At 61.9% G+C, this 17,273-nt stretch carries 13 protein-coding genes; 8 read left to right on the forward strand and 5 right to left on the reverse strand.

Annotated elements, in window-relative coordinates:
• The first annotated feature begins 116 nt into the window (after positions 1-116).
• Positions 117-1,679 (forward strand): threonine ammonia-lyase, biosynthetic, encoded by a 1,563-nt coding sequence (gene ilvA / locus ACLEJU_RS15865; RefSeq protein ID WP_435422710.1) that lies wholly within the window; start codon positions 117-119, stop codon positions 1,677-1,679.
• 78 nt (positions 1,680-1,757) lie between these two features.
• Positions 1,758-2,906, forward strand: coding sequence for an L-threonine dehydrogenase (yiaY, locus tag ACLEJU_RS15870; RefSeq protein WP_435422711.1), 1,149 nt, complete (start codon positions 1,758-1,760; stop codon positions 2,904-2,906).
• Positions 2,907-3,042: 136 nt separating this feature from the next.
• Here the strand turns inward: yiaY and ACLEJU_RS15875 are convergent, their stop codons facing one another.
• From ACLEJU_RS15875 to ACLEJU_RS15890, 4 genes are all read right to left on the reverse strand, one after another.
• On the reverse strand, positions 3,043-3,309 hold the full coding sequence (locus tag ACLEJU_RS15875) for an acyl-CoA-binding protein (protein WP_435422712.1): 267 nt from the start codon (positions 3,307-3,309) through the stop codon (positions 3,043-3,045).
• Between the two features lie 76 nt (positions 3,310-3,385).
• Complete coding sequence (locus ACLEJU_RS15880) at positions 3,386-4,573, reverse strand: hypothetical protein (protein ID WP_435422713.1); 1,188 nt, start codon at positions 4,571-4,573, stop codon at positions 3,386-3,388.
• Between the two features lie 63 nt (positions 4,574-4,636).
• Entirely contained in the window at positions 4,637-5,104 is a 468-nt protein-coding gene (locus ACLEJU_RS15885) for a VOC family protein (RefSeq protein WP_435422714.1), read from the reverse strand.
• A gap of 110 nt (positions 5,105-5,214) precedes the next feature.
• Entirely contained in the window at positions 5,215-6,834 is a 1,620-nt protein-coding gene (locus ACLEJU_RS15890; protein ID WP_435422715.1) for an NADP-dependent glyceraldehyde-3-phosphate dehydrogenase, read from the reverse strand.
• Between the two features lie 138 nt (positions 6,835-6,972).
• On the opposite strand from ACLEJU_RS15890, the gene ACLEJU_RS15895 reads away from it, so the two are divergent.
• The gene (locus tag ACLEJU_RS15895) at positions 6,973-8,574 is read left to right on the forward strand and encodes a putative bifunctional diguanylate cyclase/phosphodiesterase (protein ID WP_435422716.1); all 1,602 of its coding nucleotides are present in this window, start codon (positions 6,973-6,975) and stop codon (positions 8,572-8,574) included.
• An 11-nt stretch (positions 8,575-8,585) separates the two neighbouring features.
• Here ACLEJU_RS15895 and ACLEJU_RS15900 read toward each other — a convergent pair whose 3' ends face one another.
• On the reverse strand, positions 8,586-12,191 hold the full coding sequence (locus tag ACLEJU_RS15900) for a dermonecrotic toxin domain-containing protein (RefSeq protein WP_435422717.1): 3,606 nt from the start codon (positions 12,189-12,191) through the stop codon (positions 8,586-8,588).
• A gap of 344 nt (positions 12,192-12,535) precedes the next feature.
• On the opposite strand from ACLEJU_RS15900, the gene ACLEJU_RS15905 reads away from it, so the two are divergent.
• The 5 genes from ACLEJU_RS15905 (at position 12,536) to ACLEJU_RS15925 (ending at position 17,271) form a co-directional block, all read left to right on the forward strand.
• Positions 12,536-13,693: a hypothetical protein gene (locus ACLEJU_RS15905; protein WP_435422718.1), complete on the forward strand. Its 1,158-nt coding sequence runs from the start codon at positions 12,536-12,538 to the stop codon at positions 13,691-13,693.
• A gap of 74 nt (positions 13,694-13,767) precedes the next feature.
• A complete protein-coding gene (locus ACLEJU_RS15910) occupies positions 13,768-14,886 on the forward strand; it encodes a glycosyltransferase family 61 protein (RefSeq protein WP_435422719.1) in 1,119 nt (372 codons plus the stop codon).
• Positions 14,887-15,121: 235 nt separating this feature from the next.
• Positions 15,122-15,298, forward strand: a complete 177-nt coding sequence (gene eppA, locus ACLEJU_RS15915; RefSeq protein ID WP_181004478.1) for an EPS-associated small membrane protein EppA — start codon at positions 15,122-15,124, stop codon at positions 15,296-15,298.
• 286 nt (positions 15,299-15,584) lie between these two features.
• Positions 15,585-16,127: a polysaccharide biosynthesis/export family protein gene (locus ACLEJU_RS15920; RefSeq protein ID WP_103447169.1), complete on the forward strand. Its 543-nt coding sequence runs from the start codon at positions 15,585-15,587 to the stop codon at positions 16,125-16,127.
• Between the two features lie 25 nt (positions 16,128-16,152).
• A complete protein-coding gene (locus ACLEJU_RS15925) occupies positions 16,153-17,271 on the forward strand; it encodes a hypothetical protein (protein WP_435422720.1) in 1,119 nt (372 codons plus the stop codon).
• The last annotated feature ends 2 nt before the right edge of the window (positions 17,272-17,273 follow it).

Consider the following 17,273-nt stretch of genomic DNA (forward strand, 5'->3'; position numbering starts at 1 on the left):
TTACCGCCATTATCAGCTTGGCGGGCTAGCGCGTACGTGCACCGAACCCGCCCTGGAGGCGGGTTTTTTCTCTCTGACTCCTGGGCAATGTGAAAAAAGCCAAGGAGTTGCAATCGATGACCAGCCTCAACGTCAGCCCTCGTACCCCGTCCACCGCGCAGCAACTGCTGTCGGAACAGGTGCGCCGCATTCTGTCCGCGCCGGTGTACGACCTGGCCATCGAGACACCCTTGCAAGCGGCCCCCGCGCTGTCTGCCAGCCTCGGCAACCAGGTGTTGCTCAAGCGTGAAGACCTGCAGCCGACCTTCTCGTTCAAGATCCGCGGGGCCTATACCCGGCTGTCGCGCCTGACCACGGCCCAGCGCGAACGCGGCGTGATCACCGCCTCGGCAGGCAACCATGCCCAGGGCGTGGCCCTGGCGGCGGCGCACCTGGGCATGAAGGCGACCATCGTCATGCCCACCACCACGCCATCGCTCAAGGTTGAAGGCGTGCGCTCGCGGGGAGGCCATGTGGTGCTGCATGGCGAGAGCTTCCCCCATGCCCTTGCCCATGCGCTGCAACTGACCGACAGCGGCGGGGCGACCTTTGTACCGCCGTTCGACGACCCGGACGTGATCGCCGGCCAGGGCACCGTGGGTATGGAGATCCTGCGCCAGCAGCCGGGTGCGCTGGACGCGATCTTCGTGCCGGTTGGCGGTGGCGGGCTGGTGGCGGGCATTGCTGCCTACGTCAAATACCTGCGCCCCGAGGTCAAGGTGATCGGTGTCGAGCCGGAAGACTCCAACTGCCTGCAGGCTGCCATGGCAGCGGGCGAACGGGTGATCCTGCCGCAGGTCGGGACCTTCGCCGAAGGCGTGGCGGTGGCGCAGATCGGTGCCCATTGCTTCGAGCTGTGCCGGCATTTTGTCGATGAAGTGGTGACCGTCAGCAGCGATGAATTGTGCGCAGCGATCAAGGACATCTACGACGATACCCGCTCGATCACCGAACCCTCGGGTGCCCTGGCCGTGGCCGGGATCAAGAAGTACGTGGCCCGCGAGGGCGTCAAGGGGCAGACCCTGGTGGCCATCGACTCCGGCGCCAACGTCAACTTCGACCGCCTGCGCCACGTGGCCGAGCGTGCCGAGCTTGGCGAGCAGCGCGAGGCGATCATCGCCGTGACCATCCCTGAGCAGCCCGGCAGCTTCCGGGCCTTCTGCCAAGCCCTGGGCAAGCGGCAGATCACCGAATTCAACTACCGCTATTACCCGGGCAAGGAAGCGCGCCTGTTCGTTGGCGTGCAGACCCACCCGTTGCATGACCCGCGCGAGCAGCTGCTGGCCAGCCTGCGCGGGCAGGGTTACAGCGTGCTCGACCTGACCGACAACGAACTGGCCAAGCTGCATGTGCGCCACACCGTAGGCGGGCATGCAGCGCCGGGGGCCGATGAGCGGGTGCTGCGCTTCGAATTCCCCGAGCGGCCAGGGGCGCTGCTGGGCTTCCTGGCGCGGCTGGGCAAGCGCTGGAACATCAGCCTGTTCCATTACCGTAACCATGGCGCGTCCGAAGCGCGGGTGTTCGCGGCGCTGGAAGTGCCCGCCGACGAGCAGGCGAGTCTGCCCCAGGCGCTGGACGAGATGGGCTACCGCTATTGGGACGAGACCGATAATCCGGCTTACCGGTTGTTCCTTGGCTAACGTTGCGCTGGATCAACATTCGCTGCATTGAACGGGCGGATCCTCGTTGGTAGACAGACCCACCAGGAGGATCCGGTCATGAGCAGCACCTTCTTCATCCCGCCCGTGAACATCATGGGCATCGACTGCCTCGACGAGGCCATGGCCGCAATTGCTGGTTATGGCTTGCGCAAGGCGCTGATCGTTACTGACCAGGGCCTGGCCAAGGCCGGCGTTGCCGCGCGTATCGGGCGCATGCTGGCCTTGCAGGATATCGACTCGGTTGTGTTCGACGGCGCCAAGCCCAACCCCAGCATCGCCAACGTCGAGGCAGGCCTTGCCGTGTTGCTGCGTGAGCGCTGCGACTGCGTGGTGTCGCTAGGTGGTGGCTCGCCCCATGACTGCGCCAAGGGCATTGCCCTGTGCGCCACCAACGGTGGGCATATCAGAGACTACGAGGGCGTCGACCGCTCGCGCAAGCCGCAACTGCCACTGATCGCCATCAACACCACGGCGGGCACGGCCAGTGAAATGACCCGTTTCTGCATCATCACCGACGAGCGCCGCCACGTGAAAATGGCCATCGTCGACCGCAACGTCACGCCGATCCTGTCGGTCAACGACCCGGCGCTGATGGTTGCTATGCCCAAGGGGCTGACGGCGGCCACCGGCATGGATGCGTTGACCCACGCCATCGAAGCCTATGTGTCCACGGCAGCCACGCCGATCACCGATGCCTGCGCCGTCAAGGCCATCAGCCTGATCAGCGAGAACCTGCGCCAGGCGGTGAACGATGGCAACGACCTGCAGGCGCGGGAGAACATGGCCTACGCGCAGTTCCTGGCGGGCATGGCGTTCAACAATGCCTCGCTCGGTTACGTGCATGCCATGGCGCACCAGCTGGGCGGTTACTACGACTTGCCCCATGGTGTGTGCAATGCGGTGCTGTTGCCGCATGTGCAGCGTTTCAATGCCAAGGTCAGTGCCGCGCGCCTGCGCGATGTGGCCAAGGCCATGGGCATCAAAGTTTGCGGGCTGGACGCGGAGCAGGGGGCGGGGGCGGCGATTTCGGCCATCGAGCACCTGGCGGCGGCGGTGGGCATTCCGGCGGGGTTGGCGGAGCTGGGGGCCAAGCTTGAGGATGTGGGCATTCTGGCGGAGAACGCCCTGAAGGATGCCTGTGGGCTGACCAACCCGCGGCCGGCCAGCCAGGACGAGATCGAGGGGATTTTTCGGGCGGCATTCTGATAGATAAAGCTGTGTGGCTGCACCGACCTTTTCGCGGCTAAAGCCGCTCCCACAGGGATAGCGCCAGCTTCAGATTCGGCGCGGTTCCTGTATGAGCGGCTTAGTCGCGAAGCGGGTTGGTACCTAAATTTTTAACTTATTGAAGGCCATACGTACTAATAAGGCGATTAGCTATGGCAGCGTACTGCTTTTCGGCATCATCGGTTTTTAAGCCTTTTCTACTGTTCCATGCATCCCACCTGGCTTTGCCTTGGACGTCAAACATGCCGGGCCTAGTGGTATTTATGTCGCCGACGGTCGCCTGCTTGTAAAGGCCATATAGCTCAAGCATTTCTGCGTCGGTTGGTTTTGTTTGCAACTGTTTGACTTCTTCAGCTGCCTTGTTGAACTCTTGAGTGGCCATCGGAAATCTCCTGCGTGGGAGATCTCATCGTGTTTCAGTGGCTAATTCAGCTCAACTGGCAAAAATGCTAGGTGTATCAGCGCTCGCGCATGAAGAATCCCGCCACATATTTGCGGAAGGTCTCCAGGCTCTTGAAGTCGGCATAGCGCTTGAAGTTCTCGGCATCGGGCTCCGGCCCGATCGGCTTTTCCAACAACGACACCGACAGCACCCGGTCCTGATCCGAGGTCAGCACCAGCTCATCCATCACCTGCCCACCGATCACCGGCCGGCGCATCTGCACCTTCACCCCTTTGCTGGCCATCCAGTCGATCAGCGACACCAATGCCTTGAGTGGCTCGCGCTCTTCGTCGCGGTACACCGGGAACATCTGCGCGCGCGACAGCACCGGCACGCTGGCCACATGAATCAATTCATAGAAGTGGCTACCTGCCGTGGTGGGCGAGTACAGGGCCAGCGTCAACAGCGGGCCCGACGCCCGGCTGCCGCCCCAGTACAGGTGATGCCCTTGGAAGTCGAAGCCGTCTTCGCTGCGGTTGTTGAACAGCTTGCGCCCCTTGATCTGGTCGACGCAGTCCAGCAGCAGGCCATGGCGACGGTGGTTGCCGAACACCGTGGCTTCACGCAGGCGGGACTTGAGCATCATCATGTGCTTCATGTCCAGACGGGTTTCCAGGTAATTGCTGGCCGGCACCCGTTCGAGCAAGGGGTAGCGGCTAGCGACACTGCGCAGCTCGGCGAACTGGCCGGTGAGGTCTTTTTTAAGGTGCGTGGCATAGAGGTTCAGGCCGCTGGTCTCGATCCAGGTCAGCAGCAGCGACAGCAACCGTTGCTGTTCGCGACGCTCACTGCCTTCGCCCGCCGTACCACTGTCGTCAATGGCCTTGCGGTAATCGCCGATCAGGCGCAGCGGGGTATCAGGCGCCAGCCAGGCGGCAGGTGCGGCTGGCTCGTCTTCACGCTCGCTGGCCTCGCGTTCGTCCTTGGTGAACGGGCAGCCGGGCGCATGCTCGGCGGTGCCGGGGTTGTTCTTCAGAAACAGCGTGCCGGTGCTGCCATTGAGGGTCACATTGAGCACCGGCAAGGCATCCTTGCGGCAGTCGCAGGCCAGCCACTGGTTGGCACTGCGCACCTTCATCAGCAGCTGATTGGCCTGCAGCAGGCGTGGCCCGGCGAGGCTGCCGGTGGCGAAACCGACCAGCAGTTCCTCTTCGGCCGGTGTCAGGCTGCGCACCTGCGCGGCGGTTTTGTCGATGATTCGCATGAGGCAGCTCCAAGCTACGAGCCCCAAGCTTCAAGCAAACGCGCTGCGCTTTCAACTTGTCGCTCAGCTGCCGCCGAACATCTTGGCTGCGCGGGCGCGGATTTCCTCTGGGGTCAGGTCCTCCTTGTGGGTGGAGACGAACCAGATATTGCCGAACGGGTCTTTCAGCGTGCCGCTGCGGTCGCCGTAGAACTGATCTGTCAGCGGGTGCAGTTGAGTGCCGCCTGCGGCCAGGGCCTGGGCATAGACTTTGTCGCAGTCCTCGACATACAGGTGAATGCCTACGCCTGCACCCGCCAGTTTCTGGCTGGCGGTGAGGCCGCCTTCCATGTCACAGGGATCACCGAGCATCAGCGACGAATCACCGATCTTCAGCTCGGCATGGCCGACACGGCCACCTGGGGCATCGAGGCGAAACATTTCCACTGCGCCAAAGGCCTTCTTGTAGAACTCGATGGCCTCGGCGGCGTCGTTGATGGCCAGGTACGGGGTGATGCTGTGCTGGCCTTCCGGAATGGGTTTGACAGCCATGTTCGATTCTCCTTTGCAATGGGCGCCGAGGGGCGCCCTGATGCTTAGAGTCGTCTGCGCAGATGGAAAATCGACCATGAGTCTAGATCGATTCTCTATAAGCGCGGCAGTCAGAAGATGTAGTCGGTGGTCAGGAAGCTCGATTGGCGGTTGCGGATGATTTCGCTGATCAGTTCCTTGTTGGCTTCCTGGAAGCGCGTGGCGACCAGGGTGCGGATGGAGAACACGCGCAAGGCGTCGTGCACCGACAGGGTGCCTTCGGCGCTGTTCTTGCGGCCGTTGAACGGATAGGTGTCGGGGCCGCGCTGGCACTGGGCGTTGAGATTGATGCGCCCGACCTGGTTGGCAAAGATGTCGACCAGGCTGCCGATGGTCGCCGGGTCATTGCCGAACAGGCTCAGTTGCTGGCCGTAGTCGGAGTCGAGCACGTAGTCGACCACGGTCTGCAGGTCGCGGTAGGGCACCACCGGCACCACCGGGCCGAACTGCTCTTCGTGGTACACGCGCATGTTGCAATTTACCGGGTAGAGCAGGGCGGGGCAGAAGAACGAGCCGCGGCTCTGCCCGCCACCCTCGTTGATCACCTGTGCGCCTTTGGCCGTGGCATCGGCGACCAGTTGGTCGAGGTAATCGACCTTGCCCTGTTCCGGCAACGGTGTCAGTGCAACGCCTGGTTCCCAAGGCATGCCTGGCTTGAGTGCGGCCAGTTTGCGCTTGAATTTGTCGAGGAAAGGTTCGACCACATCCTCGTGAACGAACAGGATCTTCAGCGCCGTGCAGCGTTGGCCATTGAACGACAGGGCGCCGGTAATGGCCTCTTCCACGGCATTGTCCAGGTCCACCTGGGGCAGGACGATGCCGGGGTTCTTCGCGTCAAGGCCCAGGGCCGCGCGCAGCCGATGCGGCCGTGGGTGAAGCTTCTTGAGGTCGCTTGCCGCCTTGTGGGTGCCGATGAAGGCGAATACATCGACCTTGCCGCTGGCCATCAGCGCGCTGACCGTCTCGCGGCCACGGCCGTAGATGACGTTGATCACCCCCGGCGGGAAGCTGTCGCGGAACGCTTCGAGCAGCGGGCGAATCAGCAGCACGCCGAACTTGGCCGGTTTGAACACCACGGTGTTACCCATTATCAGGGCCGGGATCAGCGTGGTGAAGGTTTCGTTGAGCGGGTAGTTGTAAGGGCCCATGCACAGTGCCACGCCCAGCGGCGCCCGGCGGATCTGGCCGAGGGTGCCTTGTTCGAGCTCGAAGCGGCTGGAGCGGCGGTCGAGGTCCTTGAGGGCGTTGATGGTGTCGACGATGTAGTCGCAGGTGCGGTCGAATTCCTTTTCCGAATCCTTGAGGTTCTTGCCGATTTCCCACATCAGCAGCTTGACCACAGCGGTGCGCTGCTCGCGCATGCGTGCGAGGAAGGTTTCCACGTGCTGAATCCGCTCGGCCACGCGCATGTTCGGCCAGGCGCCACGGCCCTTGTCATAGGCGTTTACCGCCGCGTCCAGGGCGGTGAGGGCGGTGTCGGCATCGAGCAAGGGCGCGCTGCCGAGCACCACCTGGCGCTCACCGTCTGCTTCTTTCAGCCAGACCGGGCTGCGCACCGTGGCCAGTGGCCCGTCCCAGCGCCTGAGTTCACCGTTCACCAGGTAGTCGCGTTGTTCCAGTGGTGCGCCCAGGCGCCAGTTCTCGGGAATGTCGCCAGCGGCGGGAAACAGCGAATCGAGCAGATGTTCCATGGGTACTGCACCTCATGTGTCTTGGCGGGTGAAACGCTTCAGCTGCGAGCATGCACCCTGGGCAAGAAAAACACCAGTCTGGCTCAATTTTGCGCGCACCGCGCCGATACAGGGGCAATCGCCCATATCTGCAGGCTTATGACCCCGTCCAATTCCCCGATGACCCACGAACAGATACCGGCTACCGGCACGCTGCGCCGCGCCCTTCGCCGCTTGTTGCCGGTCGGCGTTTCCCTGACCGGTATCGGCGTGTCCATGGCGCTTGGCCATGTGGACATCCAGCGCCAGCACAGCCAGCAGGACGCGAGCCTGTTCCACTCGCCGCTGTTCTGGTTCGCCCTGACCTGTAGTGGCCTGCTCAGCCTGTTCATCGCGCAGATCAACCGCAAGCAGCGCCAGCTGCAACAGCGTAACCGCGAGCTGCAGCGCTCGCAGGCGCAGCTGGAACGCCTGGCGCATTACGACACCATCACCGGTTTGCCTAACCGCGTGCTGTTCCAGCAGCAGTTGGCCGAAGCCACTGCCGAAGGCCATGGTCTGGCCGTGCTGCTGCTGGATATCGACGGTTTCAAACAGGTCAACGACAGCCTGGGCCACGCCATGGGCGACCTGTTGCTGCAGCAGGCAACTGCGCGCTTTCTTCAGGAACTCGACACCAGCGACCGGGTATGCCGGCTGGGCGGCGATGAATTCGTGTTCATGCTCCAGGGCACCCAGGGCCAGGTCAGCCACCAGCTGCGGCAGCTGCTGCGCTGCCTGCAGCGGCCGTTCGACCTCAATGGCAATGCCGCGCTGGTGACGGGCAGCATTGGCCTGGCCTGGTGCCCGCAACATGGCGAAGATGTTGGCAGCCTGCTGCGCCATGCCGACACGGCCATGTACGCGGCCAAGGAGGGTGGCCGCAACGCCTGGCGCCCCTATCACCCGGACATGACGGCACGCCTGCACCAGCGCCTGGAGCTGGAGCGCAACTTGCGCCGGGCGCTGCAGGATAACGAGTTCGAATTGTGGTACCAGCCGAAGGTCGACCTGTTCAGCGGCCAGCTGGAAGGGGTCGAGGCCTTGCTGCGCTGGCGCGATCCGGAGCATGGGCTGATACCGCCTGGCGAGTTCATTCCGCTGGCCGAGCGCACCGGCCTGATCATCCCCTTGGGTGAGCGCGTGCTCGACCTGGCCTGTGCGCAACTGGCCGCCTGGCGCGCCGCCGATTGCCTGCCGGGGCCCCTGGCGGTCAACGTGGCGGCGTTGCAGATCGAGCGTAGCGACTATGTCTCGAGCCTGGCCATTGCCTTGGAACGCCATGGCCTGGCCCCCAATCTGCTGGAAGTGGAGATCACCGAGAGCCTGCTGATGGAAAGCCAGCAACAGGCGTGCGCGGCCCTGGCCCAGCTGCAAGCCATGGGCGTGGCCACAGCGGTGGACGACTTCGGCACCGGTTACTCGTCGCTGGCCTACCTGCGTGCCTTGCCCATCGACCACCTGAAGATCGACCGGGCGTTCATCAAGGACCTGCCGGATGACGATGACGCGGTGGCCATTGCCCGGGCGATCATCGACCTGGGGCATGCCTTGGGCTATCGCATCACTGCCGAAGGGATCGAGACCCAGCAGCAGTATGACTTTCTGCGCAATGCCGGGTGTGACCAGGGCCAGGGCTACCTGCTGGGGCGGCCGATGCCGGCCGCCGAGCTGCAGAAGTGGGTGGCGCGCAACCCGCTCAGGGCGCGAATGCCGCGGTAGCGGCAAGGCCCCTACAGAGTAATGTCGAACAGCTCATAAGCCGGGCGTGCAAGGGTGTGCTGGCGTAGTGGCAGGTTATGGTCGATCGCAGCCAAGCGGCGCCAGAACTCTACGTGGGCTTGGAGCGGGTGTGATGTGAAAGGCTCAAGGTCGAGCAGCACCCGCAAATCTCGTCGGTACTGCAGTGGCAGACGGTTCCAGAGCGCCGCCTCAGTGGGGCCGGTATTGTGGAAGAAGTCCTCATAGTCGTTCTCGTTCACCAGCAGATCCACCTGATGTGCTGCATTGTAGGCTTCGACCTCATCGAGCATGCTCGGGCTCAGCCATGGGCTCTCAAGGCGCATCGCCTGGGCGACCGGTGGCGGCACATGGAAACCAGCTGGTAGTTGTTGCAGCTGATTGTCGCCCAGGTCGATCGCCACCGGCGAACTGATGATGCTTTCCAGCCCGCGCGGCAATTCGGTCAGTGCGCAGTTGTCCAGGAACAGCGTGTACAGGCGCGGTATGCGGCCAAGGTCGGGAGCACGCAACAATGGGTTGCTGCTCATGTCCAGAACACCCAGGTTGGTGAACTGATCGAGCATCTGCTGGGCGTCGTTATCCCAAGTGATACGGTTACTGTCGAGGTCCAGCCAGGCCAGTTCCTGTGGGTTTGCCAGGCGAGGCAGGCGACTGAAGCGGCAGTCACTCAGGTACAGGCGCTTGAGCCTGGGAAAACGTTCGTAGAATTCGGCCGGTAACTGGCTCAGGTTGCGATTGTTTGACAATGACACATGCTCGATGTGGGTGAAATCGTCCGGCAAGGCCAGGCTGGCCAGGTCGTGGTCCGTCAGATCAAGGCCTGGGAGTTCCAGGCTATAGACCTCGGCGTCGCGACCCAGCGGCAGGCTGGATATGCGGCGCCAGGCATTGATGATAGGGGTAATGGCCTCCTGGCGGCGGTGCGGGAACTGCGGGTCGGGACGTGCCCATTCACTCAGGTTTTGACGCAAGGTCTGCAGGCGTTGCTCAAGGTCGCGCATGGCCTGTGTGGGCGAAATCAATTGTTGCCGCCAGGCGTGTTCGGCCTGACGGAGGTGGTCGTCAGTGGCGGTGGGGTACAAACGGCGATAGCGCAGTGCCAAGGGTTCCCGCCGATAGGGGCTGCTGGGTGTCGTTTCAAGACCGCCTTTCAAACCAACGGGTTCGACCCTGCGGCGTATGCCTCCGGTCCAGAGGCGTCGGAGCAGCTCACTGCGGCGGGGCTCGGTCCAAGCCAGTACACGCTCGCGCAGGGTGTTGCCATTACTGCTCGAGATGCCTAGCGACTCTCGCCAGGCACTTGGTAGTGCTTGCTCGACCGCCCGGCACAGGTCCGGGTCCTGGGTCGAAGGGGCGGGGCGTTCGCCCAGATCCGCCTCATATCCTTCGGCGGATTTGACGACGCGGCAGACCCTGCCAGTCAGGTTGCTTCCATTGCTGTGGAGCAGCGGGCCCTGCGGGCTGCCAGCCCGCAGTTCAAGGCGCAGGTCCGCAGGCCATTCAGGCAGGTCATCGAGGTAGCTGAACAACAGCCGCTCACTGTCGGTTGTCGCCTGCAGCGGCAGGCTGAGTTGTTGCAGGGCGCGTACCAGCGGCCATTCGCGATGACCTTGCAGAAGCTGCTGCGCAGTTTCGCCTTTGAGCGGCTCGACCGGAGCACGCGTCGCCATGCGCTTCAAGGTGTCGAGCATCAGCGCAGGGGCCGGCTGGCCTTCAAGGTGCACCTGGCGCAAGCGGGCTGCATCGACACCGCAGATGCGCCCGGCCAGTTCCAGTTGTTCCGGGGTATAGGCTGTGTAAGCTTCGCCCAGACGTCTTGCCAGCACCGCGAACGGCCACTGCTGCGGCTGTTCATGGGCAGCGCGCCATGCGCCATGACCGTTGTGCTCCAGCGGCGGTTGGTAAGCATCTGGTGCCTCGGGGTGGATGATTCGCCACTGCTGGGTGGTGGGTTCGAAACGCTGTTTATAGAGCTGGCCATCCATGCGAATGTAATGGCTACCGTCATGCAGGTACTGGGCTTGCGCATTGGGCTGCAGCCCTTCCGGGAGCTGCAGGGGGCTGCGGTAGGGGGCCAGGTCCGGCTGCCAGAGGCGATAGCGGCCATCGCTGCAGTGAACTTCCTGCAGCTTCTCCAGCAAAGGGCTTTTGAACAGCTTTGGCACGACATGGCCTGCCGTTACCAGCCCGCCGATCAGGGCCAGGTTCAGGCCGACGGCTTCGAGGTGCTGCAAGGCCAGGTGGCGGTCGCCTTCGTGCCAGGCTTCATAACCTTCGTAGACTTCACCCAGCAACTGGAAGGCGGTCACGGCGAGCATCAGGGTGCCTATGGCCGGGATGAAGAAACCTGCCACGTTGAGCGCGTCCAGGCCGAGGCTTTCCCATTGTTCCTGGCGTTTGGCCCGGGCCTGTGCGTCGGCCACGGCAGTGGGCACCGCGAGGTGTTCGGCCTCGCTTTTCAGGCGCGCCAGGTGCAGGTCCTGATAGAAGCCGAAGGGTTCGCCGGTGATGGCGTGGACGGTGGGGTGCAGGTTGGGTGGGCTGGCGTTGTCCAGGTTCTGTTGCAGCACGTCGAGGAAGCGCGGCTGGTCGGCCTGGCTCAGGTGGGCCTGGAAACGCTGACGATTTTCTGGCTCCCGCAGCAGGGTTGCCAGTACCTGATTGACGGCGCCCAGATCTGCACAGGCGTGAAGGGCAGGGGTATTGCCAGGCAAATAGAGCAGCCAGCCGGTATGGTCTGCGTCGATCAGCATCACTTCGTGCAAGACGATGCCGAACAGGGCCAGCTGCCAACACGGCACGGCGCCGTTCTGCAGCAACCGGTCGACCTGATCGCGAGCCCTGCCACTCAGTGCCTGGCGCAGGTAGCCCAGGTCCGCTGCCAGGCGCAAGCGGTCCTGTTGCACTGCAATGGCCTGGCTACGCACCTGGGGCGCAGTGAAGCATTGCTGCAGATGGGCCTGGTAAGCGCCACCGAGGTCGAGTTCGCGGCAGTGTTGCGCAAAGGTCTCGGGCGCGAGGTCGAGGCGCTCGACCTGATACTGCTCCGATGCCAGTGCAAAATGCGCGGTGGGAGTCTGCGGGCCAGTCACTGCCGTTCCGGGCACCTTGATGGGCGTGACATGGATGGCGCCGCTCAGGGCAATGGCACTTTCGCGGGTGAAGGTTTCGTCATCGGCAAAGTTCTGCAATGCGGCTTGCAGTAAATTGTCACGGCGGTGGCTGTAGAGGTAACCCAGTGCGTTCCAGTTCCAGGTGCGCTCGACGCGTAGCAGTTCGCTGGCGCGCAGCGGTGCCGTGAAGCCGAGTTCGGCCAGGCGTGCCTGCAGGATCGGTTCGGCAAATTCGCTGATCTGCTTCAGGCCCTTGAGCGAACGCGCCAGCCTGGCTTGCGAGCGCAGCAGGCGAGTGTGGCTGGCCTGCACGGCTTCACGCAGGTCAGGCGCGGCATTGTTGTACCAGTCCTGGTCGAATGCATCGAGCTGCTGGCTCTGGCGCAGCGCTTGCCAGTGCCGGGGTGTGGTGTAGCGGGTCCAGGTGGGCAGTTGCGTTGTAATCAGTTCTTCGTGAGGCGAAGCGGTAGCAGGGCTGGCCATAGGGAGGCTCCTTCGTTGAAAGAAGCCATCAGGCAGCATCTGCAATCGCTTGCAGCGGTAGTGGAGTAATACAACTTTCAGCGTATTGAAACAGGGAGGATATATAGCAAAAGCAGTACGTGACTTTTGCCTGTGCCAATAAATTTGACGCCATTAATAAAGCTGCGATGCTGTCAAAATGCCGCTTGCCAAGCAGCGCACCTGCATCTTAAATTGTTACTGAATGTGAAGTCGGCATCCGACGTTGATAGTTTACAAATCAACACGTTATGCAGGCTTTCAAGCTCCGCTCTATTGTTTTCCGATCAGCCCCGTTGACAACATCAAAGGACGTCGAAGAAGACATGAAAGAGAACTTGGCGGCTGTGGCGCGAAAAATGATCTCGCCTTCCATGCGTTACGAGATCCGAACCGTTTCAAGCAAGTTACGCGAGCTGCTGGCCCGTACCTGCTTCTGGCGCTGGGAAATCTCGCGTTTCCGGCTGCAGCACGCCAGCCCTTACGAAATCCTCTACATCGGCAGGAAGCAGCAGCGCGAAATGGCCAAGCTGCTGATCGGCGGCAAGGGCCAGCAGCAACTGGCCGAAGCTGCCGAAGAGACTGCTCCGACCGAGCCCCGGCATGTGGTGGTGGTGAGCGAGATGCCGACTTCCGGCGCGTTGACGGTGCCCCACTACCTGAGCGCCGTGGTGCCCTTGGGCCGCTCGCTCGATGACATCACCGCCCGCTACGACAGTGAACTGCGCCGCAGCATTCGCAAGAACCGCCCGCTCTACCAGATGCGCCAGACGCTCGCCGATGACGAGATCGCCATGGCCGATCAACAGCTGTTGCGGCCCTATGCCAGTGCCCGGCAGGGTATTCATGCGGCGCAGTTTCCAACCGACGAAGTGTTTCGTCTGGCAAAAGGGGTAGGGCGCCTGGATCTGATCACCTGTGGCGATGAGGTCATCGGTTGCCACCTGGGCTGCGAGATCACGCGGGACGGCAAACGTTACTGGAGCACCCTGCGTTTCGGCTATTGCGAAGCGGTGTTCTCAGACCCGAAAAAGTTGCGCGAGGTCAATTCGATCACCACGTTCATGGCCCTCGAGTGGGCGTTGGCCAACGGTTACGACTACTACGACATCGGCATGTGCCTGGCACGGCCGGACGACGGCCTGTTGAAGTGGAAGCGCCGGCGTGGCGGTGATATCGATGAATTGGGCAACCATGCCTACCTGTTCGTCCGCTTGCCCCGCACGGGGACCGCGCAGTTCCTTTGGGACACCCCGCTGTTCGCCGTCGAGGGCAACAAATTGACGCTCCACCTGGGCCTGCCGGAAGGGCCCAGTGATGATGAGGTCGCCAGCCGTTATCACGAGATGGTGTTTGGTGGCCTGCACAAGATCTACCTCTACGGCGTCGGGAGCAGTGGCGAGTCGTTCCTGCAAACCCTGCGCAGCCGTTACGCCACGCTACAGTCCCCGCCCACGATGGAAAGGGTCGTCGTTTCCAGCTGAACCGACTTCAAGGCATGCCGGGAGTGCATGCCTTGCCTCAGGCCAGACACCTGTCACTTCGGGAGGGGCGTTTCATGGGCAGCGGTATTTCGAACTTCAGTGGCTCTTCGGTTGCCAGCCAGAACACCTGGACCCTGGCGGCCTACCAGCACATCGCGCGCAAGCGCCTGGCACGCAAGGCTGATATCGATATCAAGCGTGTCGCCGAGAAGGTCTGGGATATCGCGCCCGGTGAAACAACGGTATCGCCACCGGCCTTCTACTTGCCCAACCAGTTGGAGCGGGTAACGGGCTGGGAGGCCAAGCGCTTCTACCCGTATGTGCATCCTGCGCGGACCATGGAAGGCGGCATCGCTATCGAGCAGGGGCCGACACGCGGCTACCTGCTGAAGGATGTCTGGCTGATCGACGGTGCGTTGTACAAGGGCAATGCCAGCCACTGGTTGTCGTTGAAGCCGAGCCGGTTCCCTGGCGTCACGGTGGATCACGAAATCGACCGCGGGGCCATCTACTGCACCCAGAACGGCAATACCTGGTTCGGTACCTGGTTGATGGAAGACTGCCCGACCTACGCCCTGGCCTGCGAAGAAGGCGTGCCGGTGACCACCGCGCCCTCGGCTCGCTACCCATTGTTCAGCCAAGGGCCGGCGTATGAACGCTGGCTGGGCATGCAGCCACTGCGCACGCGTGGCGCGTTCTTTCGTGAACTGGTGCTGTTCGACGACCTCAGCAACAACCGCAACCGGTATTCGCGCTACCGGGCCATGGGTGACAAGTTGTTGTCGCACGTCGACCCGTCGCCGCACCCGGGGGTGTTCATACTGCGTGGCAGCGATGGCGACCTGCGCCTGATGCGCAATGAGCTTGAAGTCGCCTCGCACCTGCAGAAATACCGCGGTTTTCGCATCATCGACCCGATGAAGACCGATGTGCCAGGTATCGTCGCCGCCTGTGCGGGGGCGAGGACGGTGATTGGCGTCGAAGGTAGCCAGCTGGTGCATGGCGTCAATGTCTTGCAGCCCGGTGGTTCGATACTGGCGCTACAGCCGCCGAACCGCTTCGTGAGTTACTACAAATACCTGACCGATCGCGACCATCAGCACTTTGGTTTTGTGGTCGGGACGCCGCAGGGAGAAGGCTTCACCATCGATATCGATGAAGTGGAGCGAACGCTGGATCTGTTCCCTTATTGATCCTCGATTTGTCGCCAATCGACTGCCAGGGGTGCGCGTAGAAACACAGCCCTGGCAGGGTGTAAATCCCAGCAAAATCATGCTGACGGCATTTTGACGAACCCAGGCATGTCCCATTGAGATTTATTATGGTGTCGGATCATTGACGTAATGTCATTGTGCCCATAAGCTCAAATCAACAGCGATACACTCTTCCGCCAAATCAATAACAACTTACCTCTTGCAGGGGGCGAACATGCGCTCGACTCTGTTCATCAAGTCTTTCTTCCTGTTGGTATTATTGACGGGTGCAGCGCGAGCGGCCGACTCTTACTTGACTGAAAATACCATTGTTCCGCTGTCTTCGGCGGGGTGGTTGTTTGCTTCCGCAGTGATCGGTTTCATCGCGGTCGCCAATAGAAAGAAGATCTAAATTTTCTCATTTTTATCACGTTGCCAATGCGTTGACGCTAAAACGTGGGTCTTTACGTTTTTTCGGGGGCGCCAATGCTTGTCAATTTTACAGCTGTTGCTATATTCCAGTAGCCAGCGTCCTCGGCGCGATCAGCAGTAAGAGACAGGCAGGGCGGCATCGCGGTAAAGGGCCTCCAGGATGGGTGAGGCCATCGCAGCAGATACGCTGCGAAGCGGAGCGAGAGGTTCGTCGTTGTACTCATTCAGTGCTCTTAACCTGGGCCGACTGGCCGGAGGGATCCCTCATGGTACGTTTGCTGATGTCCGTTCTCTGCGCCCTGGTGGTCTGGTCTGGCACCGCCGCCGCCGATACTTCCTCTACCTACCTGTTAAGTCCCGGTGACAAAGTCATGATCTCGGTCTGGCAGGAAGACACCCTGCGTCAGGAAACCGTGGTCCTTCCCGATGGCAGTATCACCTTCCCGCTGGCGGGTCGCGTGGATGTCGCCGGCCTCGAAGCCACCGCCGTGGCGAAAAAGATCGAGACCGCACTGAAACCTTACCTGGCCCAGCCGAATGTCAGCGTGGTCGTCACCAGTACCGCTGGCAATCTTGTGTATGTTCAAGGCAAAGTGATCAAGCCCGGCCCGGTGCCGATGGCAGGCCCTACGGCGGTGCTTCAGGCCTTGAGCATGTCGGGTGGAATGGACAAATTCGCCGACGAAAGTGCCATCAAAGTCATTCGCGGCCAAAAGGTCATGCCGGTGCGTTACAAGGATCTGGTTTCTGGGCGTGACATGTCCACCAACTTCCAACTTCAGGCTGGCGATACGCTGGTCGTACCCTGACTCTCCTAATAATTAAGAACGACTTGTGCCTATCAATAAAACGACGAGTGTTGTAACGGCAATCATGATGATGCCGTTCTCCGGGGTGGTTGATGCCGCCAACTGGCAGTCTTCAGTCGAGGTTCCCACGACTGTCGAGTACGACAGCAACCCATTGCTCCTGACGTCCAAGGAGAAAGGTGTGACGCGTACGATCATTGCGCCTGATTACACCCTGGTAGGTCAGTTCGATCGCGATCAGTTGCGCATGGGCGTGGGCATGCATGTGCTGCGTTCATCGGACCGCTCGGTGATGGATGACCGTGAAGACCCGAACCTGCGCCTGGGCTGGCAGCGCGAAACCGAAAGCGGTGGCTTTGGCCTGCTGGCGCAATACGACGAGAGCTCGACGCTGTCCGGTGCGGTGCAGGACACCGGTGTGGTTACCACCACTGACGGCACCCAGAAGATGTCCAGGCTCACGGGCAACTGGAGCAGTGCGGTGAGCGAGCGCAGCACCCTGTCCAACGAGCTTCGCTACTCCCATGCCAGTTACGACATCAGTACGCTGACCGGTTACGACGAGTACGCCAACGACTTCAACTGGACGTATGCCTGGAGCGAGCGCACCGACATCATCAGCGGCTTCGAAGCCCGGCGTTACGAGCCAGATGACACGACCTCGGCAGTCGCCACCAACAGCTATGTCCCCAGCATTGGCATCAAGTATCAGTTTTCCGACAGCCTGGTGGGTGCAGCGCATGTCGGCGTCAACCAGACCAACGGTGCCGGTACTCAGCGCCGTGGTGAAGGCGGCGCCTCGCTGACCTACCGTGGCTCGCGTCACGAGGCCAGCTTCAGTGCCGACCGCACCACGATGTCCAACGCCCAGGGCGGTGCGGCGGAAATGGACATGGTGCGTGGCAGCTGGAGCTACCTGGTGACAGAAACCACCCGAGTCGGCGCAGATGCCTGGTGGCAGGACAGCAAAGGGCAGAACCCCAACACGATGCAGACCTACAGCGTCTGGGCCAGCCGGGCGTTTTCGCCGGCCTGGGACCTGCGTTTTTCGTTGCTGTACAAGGAGCGCCAGCAAAGTGGCTTGCCCAATGCCGACGCTACCATCGCTGGTTTGACGCTGACGTATAGATACCCCGACATCTGAAT

This window comes from Pseudomonas sp. SMN11, assembly GCF_052041945.1.
In the GTDB taxonomy this organism is placed as follows: Bacteria; Pseudomonadota; Gammaproteobacteria; order Pseudomonadales; family Pseudomonadaceae; genus Aquipseudomonas.

Coding starts and splice junctions, on each gene's coding strand:
- ACLEJU_RS15920 (WP_103447169.1), top strand. CDS start 15,585: ATGGTACGTTTGCTGATGTCCGTTCTCTGCGCCCTGGTGGTCTGGTCT.
- ACLEJU_RS15900 (WP_435422717.1), bottom strand. CDS start 12,191: ATGGCCAGCCCTGCTACCGCTTCGCCTCACGAAGAACTGATTACAACG.
- ACLEJU_RS15890 (WP_435422715.1), bottom strand. CDS start 6,834: ATGGAACATCTGCTCGATTCGCTGTTTCCCGCCGCTGGCGACATTCCC.
- yiaY (WP_435422711.1), top strand. CDS start 1,758: ATGAGCAGCACCTTCTTCATCCCGCCCGTGAACATCATGGGCATCGAC.
- ACLEJU_RS15880 (WP_435422713.1), bottom strand. CDS start 4,573: ATGCGAATCATCGACAAAACCGCCGCGCAGGTGCGCAGCCTGACACCG.
- ACLEJU_RS15885 (WP_435422714.1), bottom strand. CDS start 5,104: ATGGCTGTCAAACCCATTCCGGAAGGCCAGCACAGCATCACCCCGTAC.
- ACLEJU_RS15875 (WP_435422712.1), bottom strand. CDS start 3,309: ATGGCCACTCAAGAGTTCAACAAGGCAGCTGAAGAAGTCAAACAGTTG.
- ACLEJU_RS15895 (WP_435422716.1), top strand. CDS start 6,973: ATGACCCCGTCCAATTCCCCGATGACCCACGAACAGATACCGGCTACC.
- ilvA (WP_435422710.1), top strand. CDS start 117: ATGACCAGCCTCAACGTCAGCCCTCGTACCCCGTCCACCGCGCAGCAA.
- eppA (WP_181004478.1), top strand. CDS start 15,122: ATGCGCTCGACTCTGTTCATCAAGTCTTTCTTCCTGTTGGTATTATTG.
- ACLEJU_RS15905 (WP_435422718.1), top strand. CDS start 12,536: ATGAAAGAGAACTTGGCGGCTGTGGCGCGAAAAATGATCTCGCCTTCC.
- ACLEJU_RS15910 (WP_435422719.1), top strand. CDS start 13,768: ATGGGCAGCGGTATTTCGAACTTCAGTGGCTCTTCGGTTGCCAGCCAG.